This is a genomic window from Streptomyces sp. NBC_00259, from assembly GCF_036181745.1.
Lineage (GTDB): Bacteria > Actinomycetota > Actinomycetes > Streptomycetales > Streptomycetaceae > Streptomyces > Streptomyces pratisoli.
The window spans coordinates 4,049,320-4,064,672 of sequence record NZ_CP108080.1 but is presented as its reverse complement, the minus strand read 5'-3'; the positions used below and the strand labels follow the sequence as shown (position 1 = coordinate 4,064,672).

Genomic DNA, 15,353 nt, shown 5'->3' with positions numbered 1-15,353 from the left:
GGACATGGCTGCTGCTCGCCGCCGCTTCGAGCCGGTCTTCGATCCGGACCTGGGTGACCGTGCGCTCACGGAGGCCCGCCACGACATCGTGATCGGCCGCTGGCAGGGCGTACGGGATCTGCTGCACACCACCGGCCAGGACTGGCCGCGCCGCACGCACCGGGTACGCCAGCTCTCGCACGCCGCGGCGGGTTCCTCGGCGGTCGAGGCCTGGCGGGCGGCCGAACCGGCCAGCCCCGACGCGGCCGTGCTGCGGGCCGCGACCGAGGTGGTCCGGGTCTTCGACCACGCCATCGCGCAGGGCCGCGGGTCGGCCATGGACCGCGGACGCATCGACGTGGCGGTGATGGCCTGCCTCGGCGCGGCCGAGGCGGCACCGGCCGACCCGATGCCGTGGGTGTCGCTGCTGACCGTGGCCCGGCTGTACGAGGGCGGCGTCGGTCGGCGCCAACTGCGGACCTGGTGGGACGAGTTGCGGCGTCGCGACGCGGACAACATCGAGGGCCACGTGCAGCTGCTGCGCTACTGGTCGGCGCGCTGGCACGGCACGCACGGCTCGATGTACGACGTCGCGCGGGACGCGGCGGGCGCGGCACCGCCGGGATCGCCGCTGCCGGTGCTCGTGCAGATCGCACGGGTCGAGGAGTTCCGGTACGTCGCGGAGGGCGCCCGGGGCCGTGCCCCGGTCCGCGACTTCGGCCAGCACTGGAAGCACGAGCTGGCGGTGACCGAGGTGCGGCGCACCTGGGAGCGGTGGATCGGCGGGCGGGAGAACGGCCCGGTCCTCCCGGAGGAGGTCGCCGAACTCAACTATCTGACGCACGCGGCCTGTTACGCCGGGGAGATGGAAGTGGCGCGCAGGCTGTTCATGATGCTGGGGACGAGGGCGGCGCGGGTGCCGTGGTCGTACACGGGAGACCCGGCCGAGCAGTTCGTCCGCTTCCGCTCGGCGACGGAGCAGGGCTGACGCCGAAGTGCCCGAAGCCGGCACGGAAGTGCCTGAAGGGCCCCCTCCCCGTGGGCCCGGCGGGAGCTGCCGGGCCCACAGGGGTCACCGGAGTCAGACGCCGATGTCGCGGCCGTCCTTGCGGTAGACGGCGACGACCGACGGGCGAACGATCTTGCCCGGCCCGTCGGGCCACACCGACGCGGGCTTCTCGACGGTCGCGCCGTCGATCTCGCCCGGGTGCTGCACGGCCACGATCACCCGGCGGTCCTGGATGATCGGGCCACAGGTCTCGGCACCCTTCGGGACGGTGAGGAACTGCTTCAGCTCACCGCGGCGCTCGCCCAGCGTGGCGACACCGAACAGACCGTCGTGGGAGCCCAGCTGGGCACCGTCGGTGGAGATCCACAGGTTGCCGTGCGGGTCGAAGGCCACGTTGTCCGGGCAGGAGATGGGGCTGACCGTCTCCTTCGGGTACCCGGCGAAGTAGGTGGCCGGGTCCTCCGGGTCACCGGCGACCAGGAACAGCCGCCAGGCGAAGCCGTCGGCCGACGGGTCGTCCCAGTGCTCGGCGAGCTCCAGGATCTGGCCGTGCTTGTTGAGGTTGCGCGGGTTGGCCTCGTCCGCGCCGGCCTTGCCGGCCTTGCCGCGGTCGGTGTTGTTCGTCAGCGCGACGTAGACCCGGCCGGTGCGGGGGCTCGGCTCGACGTCCTCGGGACGGTCCATCTTGGTGGCGCCGACCTTGTCACCGGCGAGGCGGGTGAAGACGTACACCTCCTCGGCGGTCATGCCCTCGACGTGCGAGACATCGCCGGTCGCCAGCGGGATCCACACGCCGCTGCCGTCGAACTCGCCGTCGTTCGGGAGCTTGCCGGTGCCGTCGATCTCGGCGGCCGGGGAGTCGCCGGTGAGCTTCGCGACGTACAGCGTGCCCTCGTCGAGCAGGGTGAGGTTGTGCTCGCGGACGGAGCGGCTGTTGCCCTTCTTCATCCGCTTCGACGAGACGAACTTGTAGAAGTAGTCGAAGCGCTCGTCGTCACCCATGTAGACGACCGGACGGCCGTCACGCGTGAGGCGCGGCTGCGCGGCCTCGTGCTTGAAGCGGCCCAGCGCGGTGCGCTTGCGGGGCGTGGAGTCCGGGTCGTACGGGTCGAGCTCGACGACCCAGCCGAAGCGGTGCGACTCGTTGGGCTCCTGGGCGGCGTCGAAACGCTTGTCGAAACGCTCCCACTTGCGCTCGGTGGCGCCGGTGCCGAGGCCGTAGCGCTTGTCGGTGGCGCTGGTGCCGTTGGCGAAGTACTGGTTGAAGTTCTCCTCGCCGTGGAGCGTGGTGCCCCACGGGGTGGTGCCGCCGGCGCAGTTGTTGAGCGTGCCGAGGACCTTGGTGCCGGTCGGGTCGGCGGACGTCTTGAGCAGATCGCTGCCCGCGGCGGGACCCGTGAGCCGGAACACGCTCGTCGCCGTCAGACGGCGGTTGAGGTAGTGGCGGCTGACCGGCGTGAGCTTGCCGCTCCTGCGCTCCTCCTGGACGACGACGACGGACAGCCCGTGCGCGGCCCAGGCGATCTCGACCTGCTCGCGGGTCGGGTTGGCGGCATCGTAGCCCTTGAACATCAGGACTTCGTCCGTGTACTCGTGGTTGGCCACGAGGACCTGACGGCCGTGCTCGCGCAGCGGGAGCAGGCTGAGGAAGTCGTTGTTGTAGCCGAACTGGCCCGCCTGCGCCGCGGCCGTCTGCTTGTCGGCGTTGAAGGCGGGCGCGCCACGGAGGATGGGCTCGCCCCAGCGGATGACCACGTTCTGGGCGTAGCCGGCGGGAACGGTCACCTGGTCGGCGGTGTTGGGGGCGACGGGGGTGAAGCGCAGACCGCGGGCGCCGTCGGCGGAACCGCTGCCTCCGTGGCCGCCGTGGCTTATGCCGTCGGTGGCGGGCACGGCGGCGGCCTGGGCGGACGGGGCGTTCTGCGTGAGGACGGCGCCGCCGGCGGCGGTGGCGACGGTCACGACCGCGGCGGTGCGCATCATCGAACGGCGGGACAGCGCACCGGCGATGATGTCGCCCGCGTACTCGTTGTCGCTGGTGTTCGGCACTTCGTGGAAGCAGGCGTCACCACACCGGTAGCGGCAGGTGAGAGCGGACCGGCCGCCCGCGTGGTTAGAGCTCAGGAGTGGCAGCAGTTTGCGCACTTCGTCCCCATCTCCCCCTTCGGCGCACCCTGCGCCGACATCGTGTCGGAATATCTCCGGCCGTGACGGTAGGGGCACACATGTGCAACGCGGCAGCGACGAAGTGAACACGGAATGAATGCGGAGCGACCGGGGCGGTCTTGACGCGGGAGGGGGTTGCGGCGGTACACAACGGGCGGCCGCTAACCTTACGTGTCCGCGCTGGCCGGGGCTGCGGCGTTGCCGCACCTGGAACGGACAATGCCGGACAATGATCGCACCCAATTCACGCGAAAGGCCTCGCCCATGGGCATTCGGAGCTTGCTGCGAAAGGTGTTTGGACGCGAGCGTACGGAGTCGTCCTCACCGGCCACGACGACGAAACCCGCCTCCACCACCTCCGTCCCGCCCCAGGCAGAGGCCCCCTCCTCCCAGGACCACGCGGCCGATCTGGTGGCCGCGGCCTTCGACAACCCGCCCCAGCGCCCCACGATTCCGCCGGCGCGGACGCCGTCACCGTCCGCGTCGGTTCCGGCCGCGGAGGAGCAGCCGGCCAACCCGGCCGCCGACGCGGCGGTTGAGACCACCCCCGAGGCCTCCGAGACCGAGCCCGCCGCCGAGCCCGCCGCCACGGACGCCGCCGCACAGGCGGAGCCGACCAGCGCCGAAGCCGCTGAGGACGAAGCGGTCGAGACCGCTCCGGAAGCTGCCGAGGCCGAGGCCGCCGCCGAGCCCGCCGCCACGGACGCCGCCGCACAGGCGGAGCCGACGAGCACCGAAGCCGCTGAGGACGAAGCGGTCGAGACCGCTCCGGAAGCTGCCGAGGCCGAGGCCGCCGCCACGGAGACCGCCGCACAGGCGGAGCCGACGAGCACCGAAGCCGCTGAGGACGAAGCGGTCGAGACCGCTCCGGAGGCTGCCGAGGCCGCCACCGAGGCCACGGAGGCCCCGGCCGCGGAGGAGCAGCCGGCCGACCCGGCCGCCGACGCGTCGGTTGACACCGCCCCGGAGCCCTCCGAGACCGAGCCCGCCGCCACGGACACCGCCGCACAGGCGGAGCCGACGAGCACCGAAGCCGCTGAGAACGAAGCGGTCGAGACCGCTCCGGAGGCTGCCGAGGCCGCCACCGAGGCCACGGAGACCCTGGCCGCGGAGGAGCAGCCGGCCGACCCGGCCGCCGACGCGTCGGTTGACACCGCCCCGGAGCCCTCCGAGACCGAGCCCGCCGCCACGGACACCGCCGCACAGGCGGAGCCGACGAGCACCGAAGCCGCTGAGAACGAAGCGGTCGAGGCCGAGGCCGCCACCGCTGTTGCTCCCCCGGAGGACGCTGCCGAGCCCGTCGCGGAGCCCGTCGCGGAGGAGACGCCGAAGGCCGCCGCTCAGCCGGCCGAGGTCCCGGCTGACGCCGAGCAGGCCGAGGCGGCAGAACCCGTAGCCGCACAGGCCGAGTCCGACGAGACGTCGGGCGTGGCCGACGAGCCCGCCGCCGACACCGCCGAGGACGTCGTCGCGGCAGAACCCGTAGCCGCAGAACCGGCAGCCGCAGAGCCCGCCGCCGTCGCCGAGGTCGCCGACGAGGTGGCCGACGCCTCGGAGCCGGCGGCGGCCGGCAAGTCCGCGATGTCGCTCGCTCGGGTGCGGGCCCGAGCCGCCGGGCTCGTCGGGGCGTACAAGGCGGCCGGTGCCGCGCTCGAGGCCGCCGACGGGCTCGGGGCGCGGGCCAGGGTCTACCTGGTGCTGGACCGCTCCGGTTCGATGCGGCCGTACTACAAGGACGGCAGCGCCCAGCAGCTCGGCGAGCAGACGCTCGCGCTCGCCGCCCACCTCGACGAGGCCGCGGCCGTGCAGGTCGTGTTCTTCTCGACGGACATCGACGGCACCGGTGAGCTGACCCTCGCCGGCTACGAGGGCCACGTGGACGAGCTGCACTCGGGGCTCGGCCACATGGGACGGACCAGCTACCACCGGGCCGTCGAGGAGATCGTCGAGCACTACGAGAAGTCCGGCGACGACGTGCCCGCCCTCGTCGTGTTCCAGACGGACGGCCCGCCCGACGCCAAGCAGCCGGCCAAGCAGGCCCTCGCGGACGCGGCCGGGAAGCCGATCTTCTGGCAGTTCGTGGCGTTCGGCGAGTACGACGCCAAGGGCTTCGACTTCCTTCGCAAGCTCCACACCGACGAGAGCGTGGCCAACGCCGCGTTCTTCCACGCGGGCCCCGACCCCCGTGAGCTCACCGACGAGGAGCTGTACGAAGGTCTGCTCGGCGCCTTCCCGAAGTGGCTGAGCAGCCGCAACGGCTGACCGCCGAGGCTGTCCGCGGCAGCTAGGACGACGAAGCCCGGCCGGAGGGCACCGGCAGCAACACCCGCACCACCAGCCCGCCCTCCGGCCCCGGCCCCTTCTTCGGCCCCGGCCCCGCCTCCGTCTCCGTCTCCGTCTCCGCCTCCGTCACCGACCTCGGCTCCGCCTCCACCGTCCCCCCGTGCGCCACGGCGATCGACCGCACGATGGAGAGGCCCAGCCCGGCCCCCGGCCCCATCCGGTCCCGCCCCTCCCCGCGCCGGAACGGCTCGAAGAGCCCGGGGACGTCCGAGGCGGCCACCACCGGCCCGGTGTTCGTGACGGTCAGCAGCCCCCCGCCGGCCGAGACGTCCACGGACACCTCCACCACCCCGTCCGGCACGTTGTACGTCACCGCGTTCGCCACCAGGTTCCGCACCAACTGCCCCAGCAGCAGCCGGTTCCCCCGGACGACGACACCCCGCGAGACCTCCGCGAAGACCCCGTACCGCTCGCACTCCTCCTCGACGACCTCCCCGAGGTCGACGTCGTCCCTCTCCTCCAGGCCCCGCTCACTGCGCGCCAGCAGCAGCAGACCGTCGATCAGCCGCTCACTGCGGCGGTTGGTGTCGAGCAGGACCTGCTTCACGCCCGAGTCGTCCAGGCCCACCTGGATCGCCGCCCGCTGCGTCGCCAGCGGCGTCCGCAGCTCGTGGGACGCGTTCGCGATGAACCGCCGCTGGCTGTCGAACGCCTTCTCGAGTCGCGCCAGCAGCGCGTCGATCGTGTCGCCGAGCTCCTTCAGCTCGTCGTCCGGGCCGCGCACGGCGATCCTCCGGTCCAGCGTGTGCTCCGAGAGCCGTCGCGCCTTCGCGGTCATCTCGTGCACCGGACGCAGCACCCGGCCCGCCGTCCACCACCCCACGACCACCGCGCACACCGCCGTCCCCAGCAGCGCGAACGCCGACCAGATGAGCACCTGCTCCGAGGCCGCGTCCGAGACGGTCTCGGTCACCTGGTGGACGGTGCCGGGCTCCAGGAGGGTCGTCTCGCGCAGGGCGATCGCCGCCGCCTCGCCGCGCGTGCCGGCCCGCGACAGCAGGTTCACGATGCCGAGCAGGCAGGCCCCGAGGACCAGGAAGACCCCGCCGAACACGAGCGCGATGCGGGTACGGATGGTGGAACCGGGCCCCAGCGGGCCCGGCCCGAGCGCACCCGGCCCGCGCGAGCGGCTCACAGCACGTACCCCACACCCTGCACGGTCCGGATCAGCGGCGGCTCCCCGAGCTTCCCGCGCAGCTTGCTCATGCACACCCGTACCGCCCCCGTGAACGGATCGGCGTGCGCGTCCCACGCCCGCTCCAGCAGCTCCTCCGCGGACACCGTCGCCCCGTCCGCCTCCAGCAGGATCTGCAGGACCGAGAACTCCTTCGGGGAGAGCTCCAGGTCCCGGCCGTCCCGCTGCGCCGTCCGCCGCACCGTGTCGAGCCGTATCCCGTGCCGCTCCAGCAGCGGCGGCAGCGGGGGCCTGGCCGTGCGCCGCCGCAGCGCCCGTACGCGCGAGACCAGCTCGGGGAACTCGAAGGGCTTGGTCAGATAGTCGTCGGCGCCCAGGTCGAGCCCCTCCACCCGGTCCTCCATCGACGCGGCCGCCGTCAGCATCAGGATGCGCGTCCGCGAGGCCGAGGTGATCAGCTCGCGCGCGACGTCGTCCCCGTGCATCCGCGGCAGATCGCGGTCGAGGACGACGACGTCGTAGTCGTGCAGCCCGAGGTACGCGAGGGCCGCGTCGCCGCTGTGCACGGTGTCGACGGCGAAACCGGCCCGCCGCAGCCCGGTGGCGACCAGCTCCGCCAGCACTTCCTCGTCCTCCGCGACCAGTACCCTCATGCCCTCTTCCTACCGGACACGATGTTTCCGCAGCGTCTCCGCCGGATGCCCCGATCCGGTGGCCCGGGTTCATGCGTGTGAGTCGATCTTCCGGCGGCCGTTAGGATTTCGACCATGGCGGCCACTGGATCCGAGAAGCAGGGGGCGAGCGAAGGCGTGAAGGCCTTTTACGTATCGACCCCCATCTACTACGTCAACGACGCTCCTCACCTGGGCCACGCCTACACGACCGTCGCAGGCGACGTGCTCACGCGCTGGCACCGTCAGCGCGGCGAGAAGGTGTGGTACCTCACCGGCACGGACGAGCACGGTCAGAAGATCATGCGCACCGCAGAGGCGAACGGCGTCAGCCCGCAGGAGTGGTGCGACAAGCTCGTGGAGGAGGCCTGGAAGCCCCTCTGGGAGCACCTGGAGATCGCGAACGACGACTTCATCCGCACGACGGAGCGCCGGCACACCGACCGCGTCCAGGAGTTCGTGCAGGACCTGTACGACAAGGGCGAGATCTACAAGGGCGGGTACGAAGGCCCGTACTGCGTGGGCTGCGAGGAGTACAAGCTGCCCGGCGAGCTGCTGGACGGCGAGGGTGACTACGCCGGGCAGAAGCTGTGCCCCGTGCACAAGAAGCCGGTGGAGATCCTCAAGGAGGAGAACTACTTCTTCAAGCTCAGCGAGTACGGTCCGAAGCTGCTCGAGTTCTACGCGTCGAACCCCGGCTTCATCCAGCCCGAGTCCGCCCGCAACGAGGTCGTGAACTTCGTGAAGCAGGGCCTGCAGGACCTGTCGATCTCGCGGTCGACGTTCGACTGGGGCATCCCGATCCCGTGGGACGAGAAGCACGTCATCTACGTGTGGGTCGACGCCCTGCTGAACTACGCGACGGCGGTCGGCTACAACGAGAACCCGGCGAAGTTCGAGGAGACCTTCCCGGCCGACGTGCACCTCGTCGGCAAGGACATCCTCCGCTTCCACGCGATCATCTGGCCGGCGATGCTGATGGCGCAGGGCCTGCCGGTGCCGGGGAAGATCGCCGCCAACGGCTGGCTGATGGTCGGCGGCGAGAAGATGTCGAAGTCGAACCTGACGGGCATCAAGCCGCAGGACCTGACCTCGCACTTCGGCGTGGACGCCTACCGCTGGTACTTCCTGCGCGCGATCGCGTTCGGCCAGGACGGTTCGTTCTCCTGGGAGGACTTCACCGCCCGCTACACGAGCGAACTCGCCAACGACTACGGCAACCTGGCGTCCCGGGTCGCCGCGATGGTCGGCAAGTACTTCGACGGGGCGCTGCCGGAGGCGACGGCGAACGGCGAGGCCGAGAAGAAGATCCACCAGGGCCTGGCGAAGGCCGTGGCCGAGGCCGACCGGAAGATCGGCGAGGAGCTGGACTTCCAGGGCGGCATCCTGGCGATCTTCGACTTCGTCAAGCAGGTCAACGGCTACATCACGGAGCAGGAGCCGTGGAAGGTCGCCAAGGACGAGTCCGAGCAGGGCAGGGCCCGCCTCGCGACCATCCTGTACACGGCGGCCGAGTCGCTGCGGGCCGTGGCCGTCCTGCTGAACCCGGTCATGCCGGACACCTCGCAGAAGCTGTGGGACTCGCTCGGCGCGGAGGCGTCCGTCGGCGCCCTCGCGGACCAGCGCGTCCAGGACGCGGCGGCCTGGGGCGGGCTGCCGGCCGGCTCGACGGTGACGAAGGGCGCGGTGCTCTTCCCGCGCCTGGAGGACCCCAAGAAGGCCTGACGCACCCGCACACTGAGCCCGACACCGCAGCCCGGCGTCCGAAGGGCCCGGGGAACCGGCACGGTTCCCCGGGCCCTTCACCCGTTTCGGCGCGACAGTCTCAGCGCGCCAGCGACTCACCGTCCCCCATCACGATCACCGGCCGCTTCGCCGGGTCCAGCCGGCGCAGCAGCTCCCGCATGTGGTCCGGTCCCAGCGACACACACGCCTGGGTGGGCCCGTCGTGGTCGACGTGGATCCAGACACCGCCGCCCCGGTCCCAGCCCATCGGGCGCTGCTCGTCGAGCGGGGACAGCCCCGACGCGCGGTTGTAGTTGATCGCGATGACGTAGTCGAAGGAGCCGGCGAGCGTCTCGCCCCGGAAGCCCCTGCCGGTGGCGAGGAACTCCTCGGACTGGTGGTACGGCAGCTTCGTGCCCGGGTTGGGCAGCCGGCCGCCCGCGTCGGTGAGCCCGAAGACGCCGATCGGGGAGCGCTTGTCCCCGGCCCAGTGCTCGTCGGTCCAGCCCTTCAGGGCGTTGCGCGCCTTCCAGGGCCCGGCGACCGCCATCCAGCCCCGCACGGGATCGCGTTCGTACATCGTGGCCGTCGAGTCGCTGGAGTACGTGGCCCGGCCGGTCACGACGAGGGCCTGGTCGGTGCCGTCGGGAACGAGCGCCCTGGTCCTGGTTCCAAGCGCGGGAATCTCGCCGGGATGTGCCCGCTGCGCCGCGGGCGGGCCGGGCCGGGCGGCGGCGTTGTCGGCCGCGTGGCTGGGGCCCCCGGCCGGGGGCGGCGGCGACGAGGGCTTCGCGCAGCCCCCGAGCAGCAGTCCGGCGGCCAGCAGGGGCAGCGCTGCTCTGATCAGTAGGGTGCTGAGCACTCCGCGTGGTCCTGTCATGGTGCTGGTGCTTCCCGTTGCTGCCGCTCGTCGTCGGCGCGTCGCCGCGAAAGACTCGGAAGGAGCACGAAAACAACGCGGAAGGGCCCGGAACCTGAGGGTTCCGGGCCCTTCCTCATGACCTGTCGGCCGTGCCGCCCCTCGGGGGGCCGGCCTCATCGCCTCACTTGGTGGGCTTGTACGGCGTCGGCTTGGCCGGGCCCTTGTACAGGGCGATGTGGAGCTCCTTCAGACGGGCATCCTCGACCTCCGCGGGCGCGCCCATCAGCAGGTCCTGCGCGTTCTGGTTCAGCGGGAAGGCGATCGTCTCGCGGATGTTGGGCTCGTCGGCCAGGAGCATCACGATGCGGTCGACGCCGGGGGCGATGCCGCCGTGCGGCGGGGCGCCGTACTGGAAGGCGCGGAGCATGCCGGCGAACTCGCGCTCGACGGTCTCACGGTCGTAGCCCGCGATCTCGAAGGCCTTGAACATGATGTCGGGCTCGTGGTTCCGGATGGCGCCGGAGGACAGCTCGACGCCGTTGCAGACGATGTCGTACTGCCAGCCGAGGACGTCCAGCGGGTCCTGGGTCTCCAGGGCCTCCAGGCCGCCCTGGGGCATGGAGAAGGGGTTGTGCGAGAAGTCGAGCTTTCCGGTCTCCGGGTCCTTCTCGTACATCGGGAAGTCGACGATCCAGCAGAACCGGAAGACGTTCTCCTCGAAGTGGCCCGCGCGGCGTGCCGCCTCGACCCGCACGGCGCCCATGATCTTGGAGACCTCGTCGAACTCGCCGGCGCCGAAGAACACCGCGTGACCGGCCTTGAGGCCGAGGCGCTCGGTGAGGACCTTGACGTTCTCCTCGGTGAGGAACTTGGCGATCGGGCCGGACAGCGCGCCGTCGTCGCCGACACGGACCCAGGCCAGGCCCTTGGCGCCCTGCTCGATCGCGTACTCGCCGAGCTGGTCGAAGAACTTCCGCGGCTGGTCCTGGACGGCCGGCACCGGCAGGGCGCGGACGTGCTTGCCCGCGAACGCCTTGAACTCCGAGCCCTCGAAGACGTCGGTGATGTCGACCAGCTCGAGCTGGGCGCGCAGGTCGGGCTTGTCGTTGCCGTACTTCAGCATCGACTCGCGGAACGGGATCCGCGGGAACGGGGAGGTGACGTGGCGGCCGCCGCCGAACTCCTCGAAGAGCTCCGTCATCAGCTTCTCGATCGGCTGGAAGACGTCCTCCTGCTCGACGAAGCTCATCTCCACGTCGAGCTGGTAGAACTCGCCGGGCGAGCGGTCCGCGCGGGCGTCCTCGTCGCGGAAGCAGGGCGCGATCTGGAAGTAGCGGTCGAAGCCCGCGATCATCAGCAGTTGCTTGAACTGCTGCGGGGCCTGCGGCAGGGCGTAGAACTTGCCGGGGTTCAGCCGGGACGGCACCAGGAAGTCACGGGCGCCCTCGGGGGAGGTCGCGGTGAGGATCGGGGTGGCCATCTCGTTGAAGCCGAGCGCGGTCATCTTGTGCCGGATGGCGGAGATGACGGCGGTGCGCAGCATGATGTTGCGGTGCATGCGCTCGCGGCGCAGGTCCAGGAAGCGGTACTCCAGTCGCCGCTCCTCGTTGACGCCGTCGTCCGTGTTGATCGTGAAGGGGACCTGGGCGGAGGCGCCGAGCACCTCGACCTGGGTGACCTCGATCTCGACCTCGCCGGTCGGCAGGTCCGGGTTGACGTTGTCCGCGCCACGGGCGGAGACCTTGCCGTCGACGCGGACGACGGACTCCTTGGAGAGATGGCTCAGGGCCTCGTTGGCCGGGGTGCCGGGACGGGCGACGAGCTGGACCAGACCGTAGTGGTCGCGCAGATCGATGAAGAGGATGCCGCCCAGGTCTCGGCGATTGTGCAGCCAGCCGCTCAGCCGGACGTCGGTGCCGACGTCAGAGGCGCGGAGCTCGCCGCAGGTGTGGGACCTGTACCGATGCATCGTCGTTCATCCAGTCTTCGCGATGGGGGATGTGGGCAGACCCACCCAGGTTACCGTCCGGCTCATGATCCCCTTTCCTGTATCAGGGCGCGGCTTCCGGGCCCCCGCCGGCCGCAGGTCCGGCCGCGGGACCCAGCGGGTGAAGCCGGGAGCAACCCGAATACAGTAGGAAAATGCGCACCGAGGACGTCCTGGCCGCGATCGCGACCGGCCTGTGGCGCTGGGACAACGCCTCCGGGACCGTCACCCTCGACGCCGAGGCGGCCCGGCTGCTCGGCCTGTCCGGGCTTCCTCGCGACGGCGGCACCGTCACCCAGGCCGCCGTGCGTTCCCGTTTCCACCCGGTCGACTGGAACGAGGTCGACGGCATCATCGGGCTCGCCGTGGCCGAAGGGACCCTCGCCGAGTTCCGGCTGCGGATCGTGGACGAGGAGGGGCGTGTGCGGCGCACCGTACGCAGCCGCTCCAAGCCTGTCCTCGCCGAAGGGGAGAGCCACTACCTGATCGGCACGATCCAGGAGGTCGCGGAGCCGCAGCCCGGTACGAGCGCCCGCACCCCCGTCACCGGCGACTGGCGCCGTTCCCGCGAGGCCTTCCTGCTGGACGCGGGCCGTGCGCTGGCCGAGGCCCGGTCCACCGCCGAGGTGCTGCGGGTGGCGGCTTCGCTGTCCATGCCGGGCTTCTCCCCCGACGGTCTCGCCGTCTTCGGCGTCACGGCGGACCGGCTGAAGGTCCTCGGCCACCACGGGTACGACCCGACCGACGCGGGCCCGCTCGCCGACATGCCGCTGGACACCGAGTACCCGGCCGCCGAGGTCATCCGCAACGGCCGGGCCCTGTACATCCCGAACCCGGACGAGTACCAGCGCCGGTACCCCACGATCTGGCCGCTCGTCAGGGGCTTCGGCCGGCACTCCTGGGCCTTCCTCCCGCTGATCGTCGCGGGCCGCACGATGGGCACCTGGATGGCGGCCTTCAGCCATCCCGTCGCCTTCACCCCCGACGAGCGGTCCGTGCTGACGACCGTGGCGCGGATGCTGGCGCAGGCGCTCGCCCGCGCCGGTGTCGCGGAGAGCGAGCGGGAGCTGTCGCGCGGCATCCAGCGCTCGATGATGCCGACGCTGGGGCCGGGCATCCCGGGCATGTCGGTGGCCGCGCGGTACGTGCCGACCGGCGGTGGTCTCCAGGTCGGCGGCGACTGGTACGACATCATCCCGCTGCCCGGGGGCCCCGCCCACGCCACGGGCCATGGGGGCGGCCGGTTCGCGCTGGTCATCGGCGACGTCCAGGGCCATGACGTACGGGCGGCCGGGCTGATGGGACAGCTGCGGATCGCCCTGCGCGCGTACGCCGCCGAGGGGCACCGCCCCGACGCCGTGCTGTCCCGCGCCTCCCGCTTTCTGACGGGGCTGCACGACTACACGGAGAGCGAGGCGTTCGACGACGGCGACCATGTCGGCACGTACAGCGCTCCGCGCTTCGCGACCTGTCTGTATCTGGAGTGCGATCCGGCGACCGGCACGCTGGAGATCGCACGGGCCGGGCATCCCGACCCCGCGATCAGACTGGCCGACGGCACGGTGATCATGCGGCCGACGGCCGGCGGACTGCCGCTCGGGATCGATCCGGACACCGACTATCCGACCACCCGGATCGTGCTGGAACCCGGCGAGACGATCATGATCTGCACGGACGGGCTGCTGGAGACCGGCGGCCACGACCTGGACAGCGGCTGGGAGCGCATCCGTGCCGTGCTGGAGGAGCACCAGGCCGACGGCGACACGCTGGAGAAGCTCGCCGACGCCCTGGTGCAGGCCGTGCACGGTCCCGCCTCGCACTACACGACCGGGCCGCTCGCGGACCGGCGTGAGGACGACATCGCCGTCGTCCTGCTCTCCCGGCACGGCAGGCCCGCCCGCCGGGCCCCGCGCCGTACGGTCCTCACCGTCGCCCAGGCCGAGCCGGAGCGGATCGCGATCGCACGGCAGCAGCTGCGCGATCTGCTGCACGACTGGGCGGACGGGGAGCAGATCGATTCGGCGGTGCTGATGGTCTCCGAGATGGTCACCAACGTGCTCGTGCACACCGACGGCGACGCGCTGATGGTGGCGGAGGCGGCGGGCGAGCACGGCGGCCGCCGGCTGCGGGTGGAGGTCTCGGACACCAGCGACGAGCTGCCGCACCGGCGGCGGCCCGGCGAGATGGCGTCGTCCGGACGCGGGCTGGTGCTGATGGAGATGCTCGCGGACCTGTGGGGCGTGGACCCGAGGGGCGAGGGCAAGTCGATCTGGTTCGAGCTCTACGAACCGGGCGGACTCGCCCAGGGCCCGGCCGAGCCGGTGCCGCCCGGTCCTTCGGTGGGGTCGCCGACGGCCTCGTAACGCTTCCGCAGCTCGCCGATCACCCCGAAGGCGGCGGCGGTCAGCGGCACGGCCAGCAGCATCCCGAGGATCCCGGCGATGCCCGCACCTGCGGTGATCGTGAGCATCACGACCGCCGGGTGCATCTGGACGGTGCGGCTCTGGATCATCGGTTGCAGGACGTGCCCCTCCAGAACCTGTACGGCGAGGACGACGCCGAGCGCCCACAGCGCGATCACGAACCCCCGGTCGGCGAGCGCCACGAGCACGGCGAGCGAGCCCGAGATGAACGCCCCCAGATACGGGATGTAGGCGAAGACGAAGACGAGCGCGCCCAGCCCGACCGCGCCGGGCACGCGCAGGATCAGCAGTCCGACGGTGATGCAGATGGCGTCGATCAGGGCGATGAACGTGGTCCCGCGCATGAAGCCCTCGACGGCTCCGAAGGCCCTGCGGCCCATCGCCTCCGCCATGTCGCCCGTGGAGCGCGGCACGAGGGCGCGCAGGGTGCCCACCGCGCGGTCGGAGTCCCGGAGGAAGAAGAAGATCAGCAGCAGGGCGAGCACGGCGATCGCGATGCCTTCGGCGACCAGGCCGATCCCGGAGATCACCCCTGACGCGGCCGTCCCGCCGAACTTGCTCAGCAGCTCCTTGGAGTTGGTCGCCAGGTCGTCCAGCGAGGTCCCGACGGCGCCGAAGTGCTTCGCGAGGTCCGCCGCGGCCCGCTTCACCGAGGTGATGATCTGGTCCCCGCTCTCGATCAGCGCGTTGACCACGATGTACCCGGCCCCGCCGACGACGGCGACCACCGCGGCGCAGGTCAGCCCGGCGGCGAGGGAGCGCTGCACCTTCATCATGATGAGCCGCCGGTGCAGCGGGCCGAGAAGGGCGGTGCCGAGCAGTGCCAGGAGCACGGGGACGACGGCCGTCCGCAGGACGTTGATCAGCCAGATGCCGACGCCGCCGACCCCGGCCACCAGCAGCGCGACGAGGCACCAGGCGGCGAGGCGCTGCACTGGCCGGGGCAGGAGGGTCGTCCGTGTCGGCGGCACGGGCCCCAGCCGATCACGCCGGGGCCCGGTCGTCCTGCCCGTCCGGGCCGGACGGGTGACATACCGTCAGCGAAGGGCGGCC

The 15,353-nt window shown here is 71.7% G+C and carries 10 protein-coding genes; 4 read left to right on the top strand and 6 right to left on the bottom strand.

What is annotated here, in order from left to right; all coding sequences use genetic code 11:
• Positions 1–4: 4 nt before the first annotated feature.
• On the top strand, positions 5–967 hold the full coding sequence (locus OG766_RS18260; protein WP_328725779.1) for a hypothetical protein: 963 nt from the start codon (positions 5–7) through the stop codon (positions 965–967).
• Between the two features lie 93 nt (positions 968–1,060).
• Here OG766_RS18260 and OG766_RS18255 read toward each other — a convergent pair whose 3' ends face one another.
• The gene (locus tag OG766_RS18255; RefSeq protein ID WP_328725778.1) at positions 1,061–3,133 is read right to left on the bottom strand and encodes a PhoX family protein; all 2,073 of its coding nucleotides are present in this window, start codon (positions 3,131–3,133) and stop codon (positions 1,061–1,063) included.
• A 312-nt stretch (positions 3,134–3,445) separates the two neighbouring features.
• On the opposite strand from OG766_RS18255, the gene OG766_RS18250 reads away from it, so the two are divergent.
• Entirely contained in the window at positions 3,446–5,416 is a 1,971-nt protein-coding gene (locus tag OG766_RS18250) for a VWA domain-containing protein (RefSeq protein ID WP_328725777.1), read from the top strand.
• Positions 5,417–5,438: 22 nt separating this feature from the next.
• Here the strand turns inward: OG766_RS18250 and OG766_RS18245 are convergent, their stop codons facing one another.
• Positions 5,439–6,632 (bottom strand): sensor histidine kinase, encoded by a 1,194-nt coding sequence (locus tag OG766_RS18245; protein ID WP_328725776.1) that lies wholly within the window; start codon positions 6,630–6,632, stop codon positions 5,439–5,441.
• Positions 6,629–7,285: a response regulator transcription factor gene (locus tag OG766_RS18240; protein WP_266380566.1), complete on the bottom strand. Its 657-nt coding sequence runs from the start codon at positions 7,283–7,285 to the stop codon at positions 6,629–6,631. The genes OG766_RS18245 and OG766_RS18240 overlap by 4 nt, the downstream gene beginning before the upstream one ends.
• 114 nt (positions 7,286–7,399) lie before the next feature.
• Between OG766_RS18240 and metG the strand changes: the two genes are divergently transcribed.
• Complete coding sequence (gene metG / locus OG766_RS18235; RefSeq protein WP_266380564.1) at positions 7,400–9,028, top strand: methionine--tRNA ligase; 1,629 nt, start codon at positions 7,400–7,402, stop codon at positions 9,026–9,028.
• Between the two features lie 100 nt (positions 9,029–9,128).
• On the opposite strand, the gene OG766_RS18230 is transcribed toward metG, so the two are convergent.
• Both OG766_RS18230 and aspS read right to left on the bottom strand, forming a co-directional pair.
• Positions 9,129–9,890 carry a hypothetical protein gene (locus OG766_RS18230; protein ID WP_328725775.1) on the bottom strand — a complete coding sequence of 254 codons (762 nt, stop codon included), beginning with the start codon at positions 9,888–9,890 and terminating at the stop codon, positions 9,129–9,131.
• 181 nt (positions 9,891–10,071) lie between these two features.
• A complete protein-coding gene (aspS, locus tag OG766_RS18225) occupies positions 10,072–11,859 on the bottom strand; it encodes an aspartate--tRNA ligase (protein ID WP_266380559.1) in 1,788 nt (595 codons plus the stop codon).
• 173 nt (positions 11,860–12,032) lie between these two features.
• On the opposite strand from aspS, the gene OG766_RS18220 reads away from it, so the two are divergent.
• Positions 12,033–14,240 carry an ATP-binding SpoIIE family protein phosphatase gene (locus tag OG766_RS18220; protein WP_328725774.1) on the top strand — a complete coding sequence of 736 codons (2,208 nt, stop codon included), beginning with the start codon at positions 12,033–12,035 and terminating at the stop codon, positions 14,238–14,240.
• Here OG766_RS18220 and OG766_RS18215 read toward each other — a convergent pair.
• On the bottom strand, positions 14,159–15,271 hold the full coding sequence (locus OG766_RS18215) for an AI-2E family transporter (protein ID WP_266380551.1): 1,113 nt from the start codon (positions 15,269–15,271) through the stop codon (positions 14,159–14,161). The genes OG766_RS18220 and OG766_RS18215 overlap by 82 nt on opposite strands.
• Positions 15,272–15,353 lie beyond the last annotated feature (82 nt).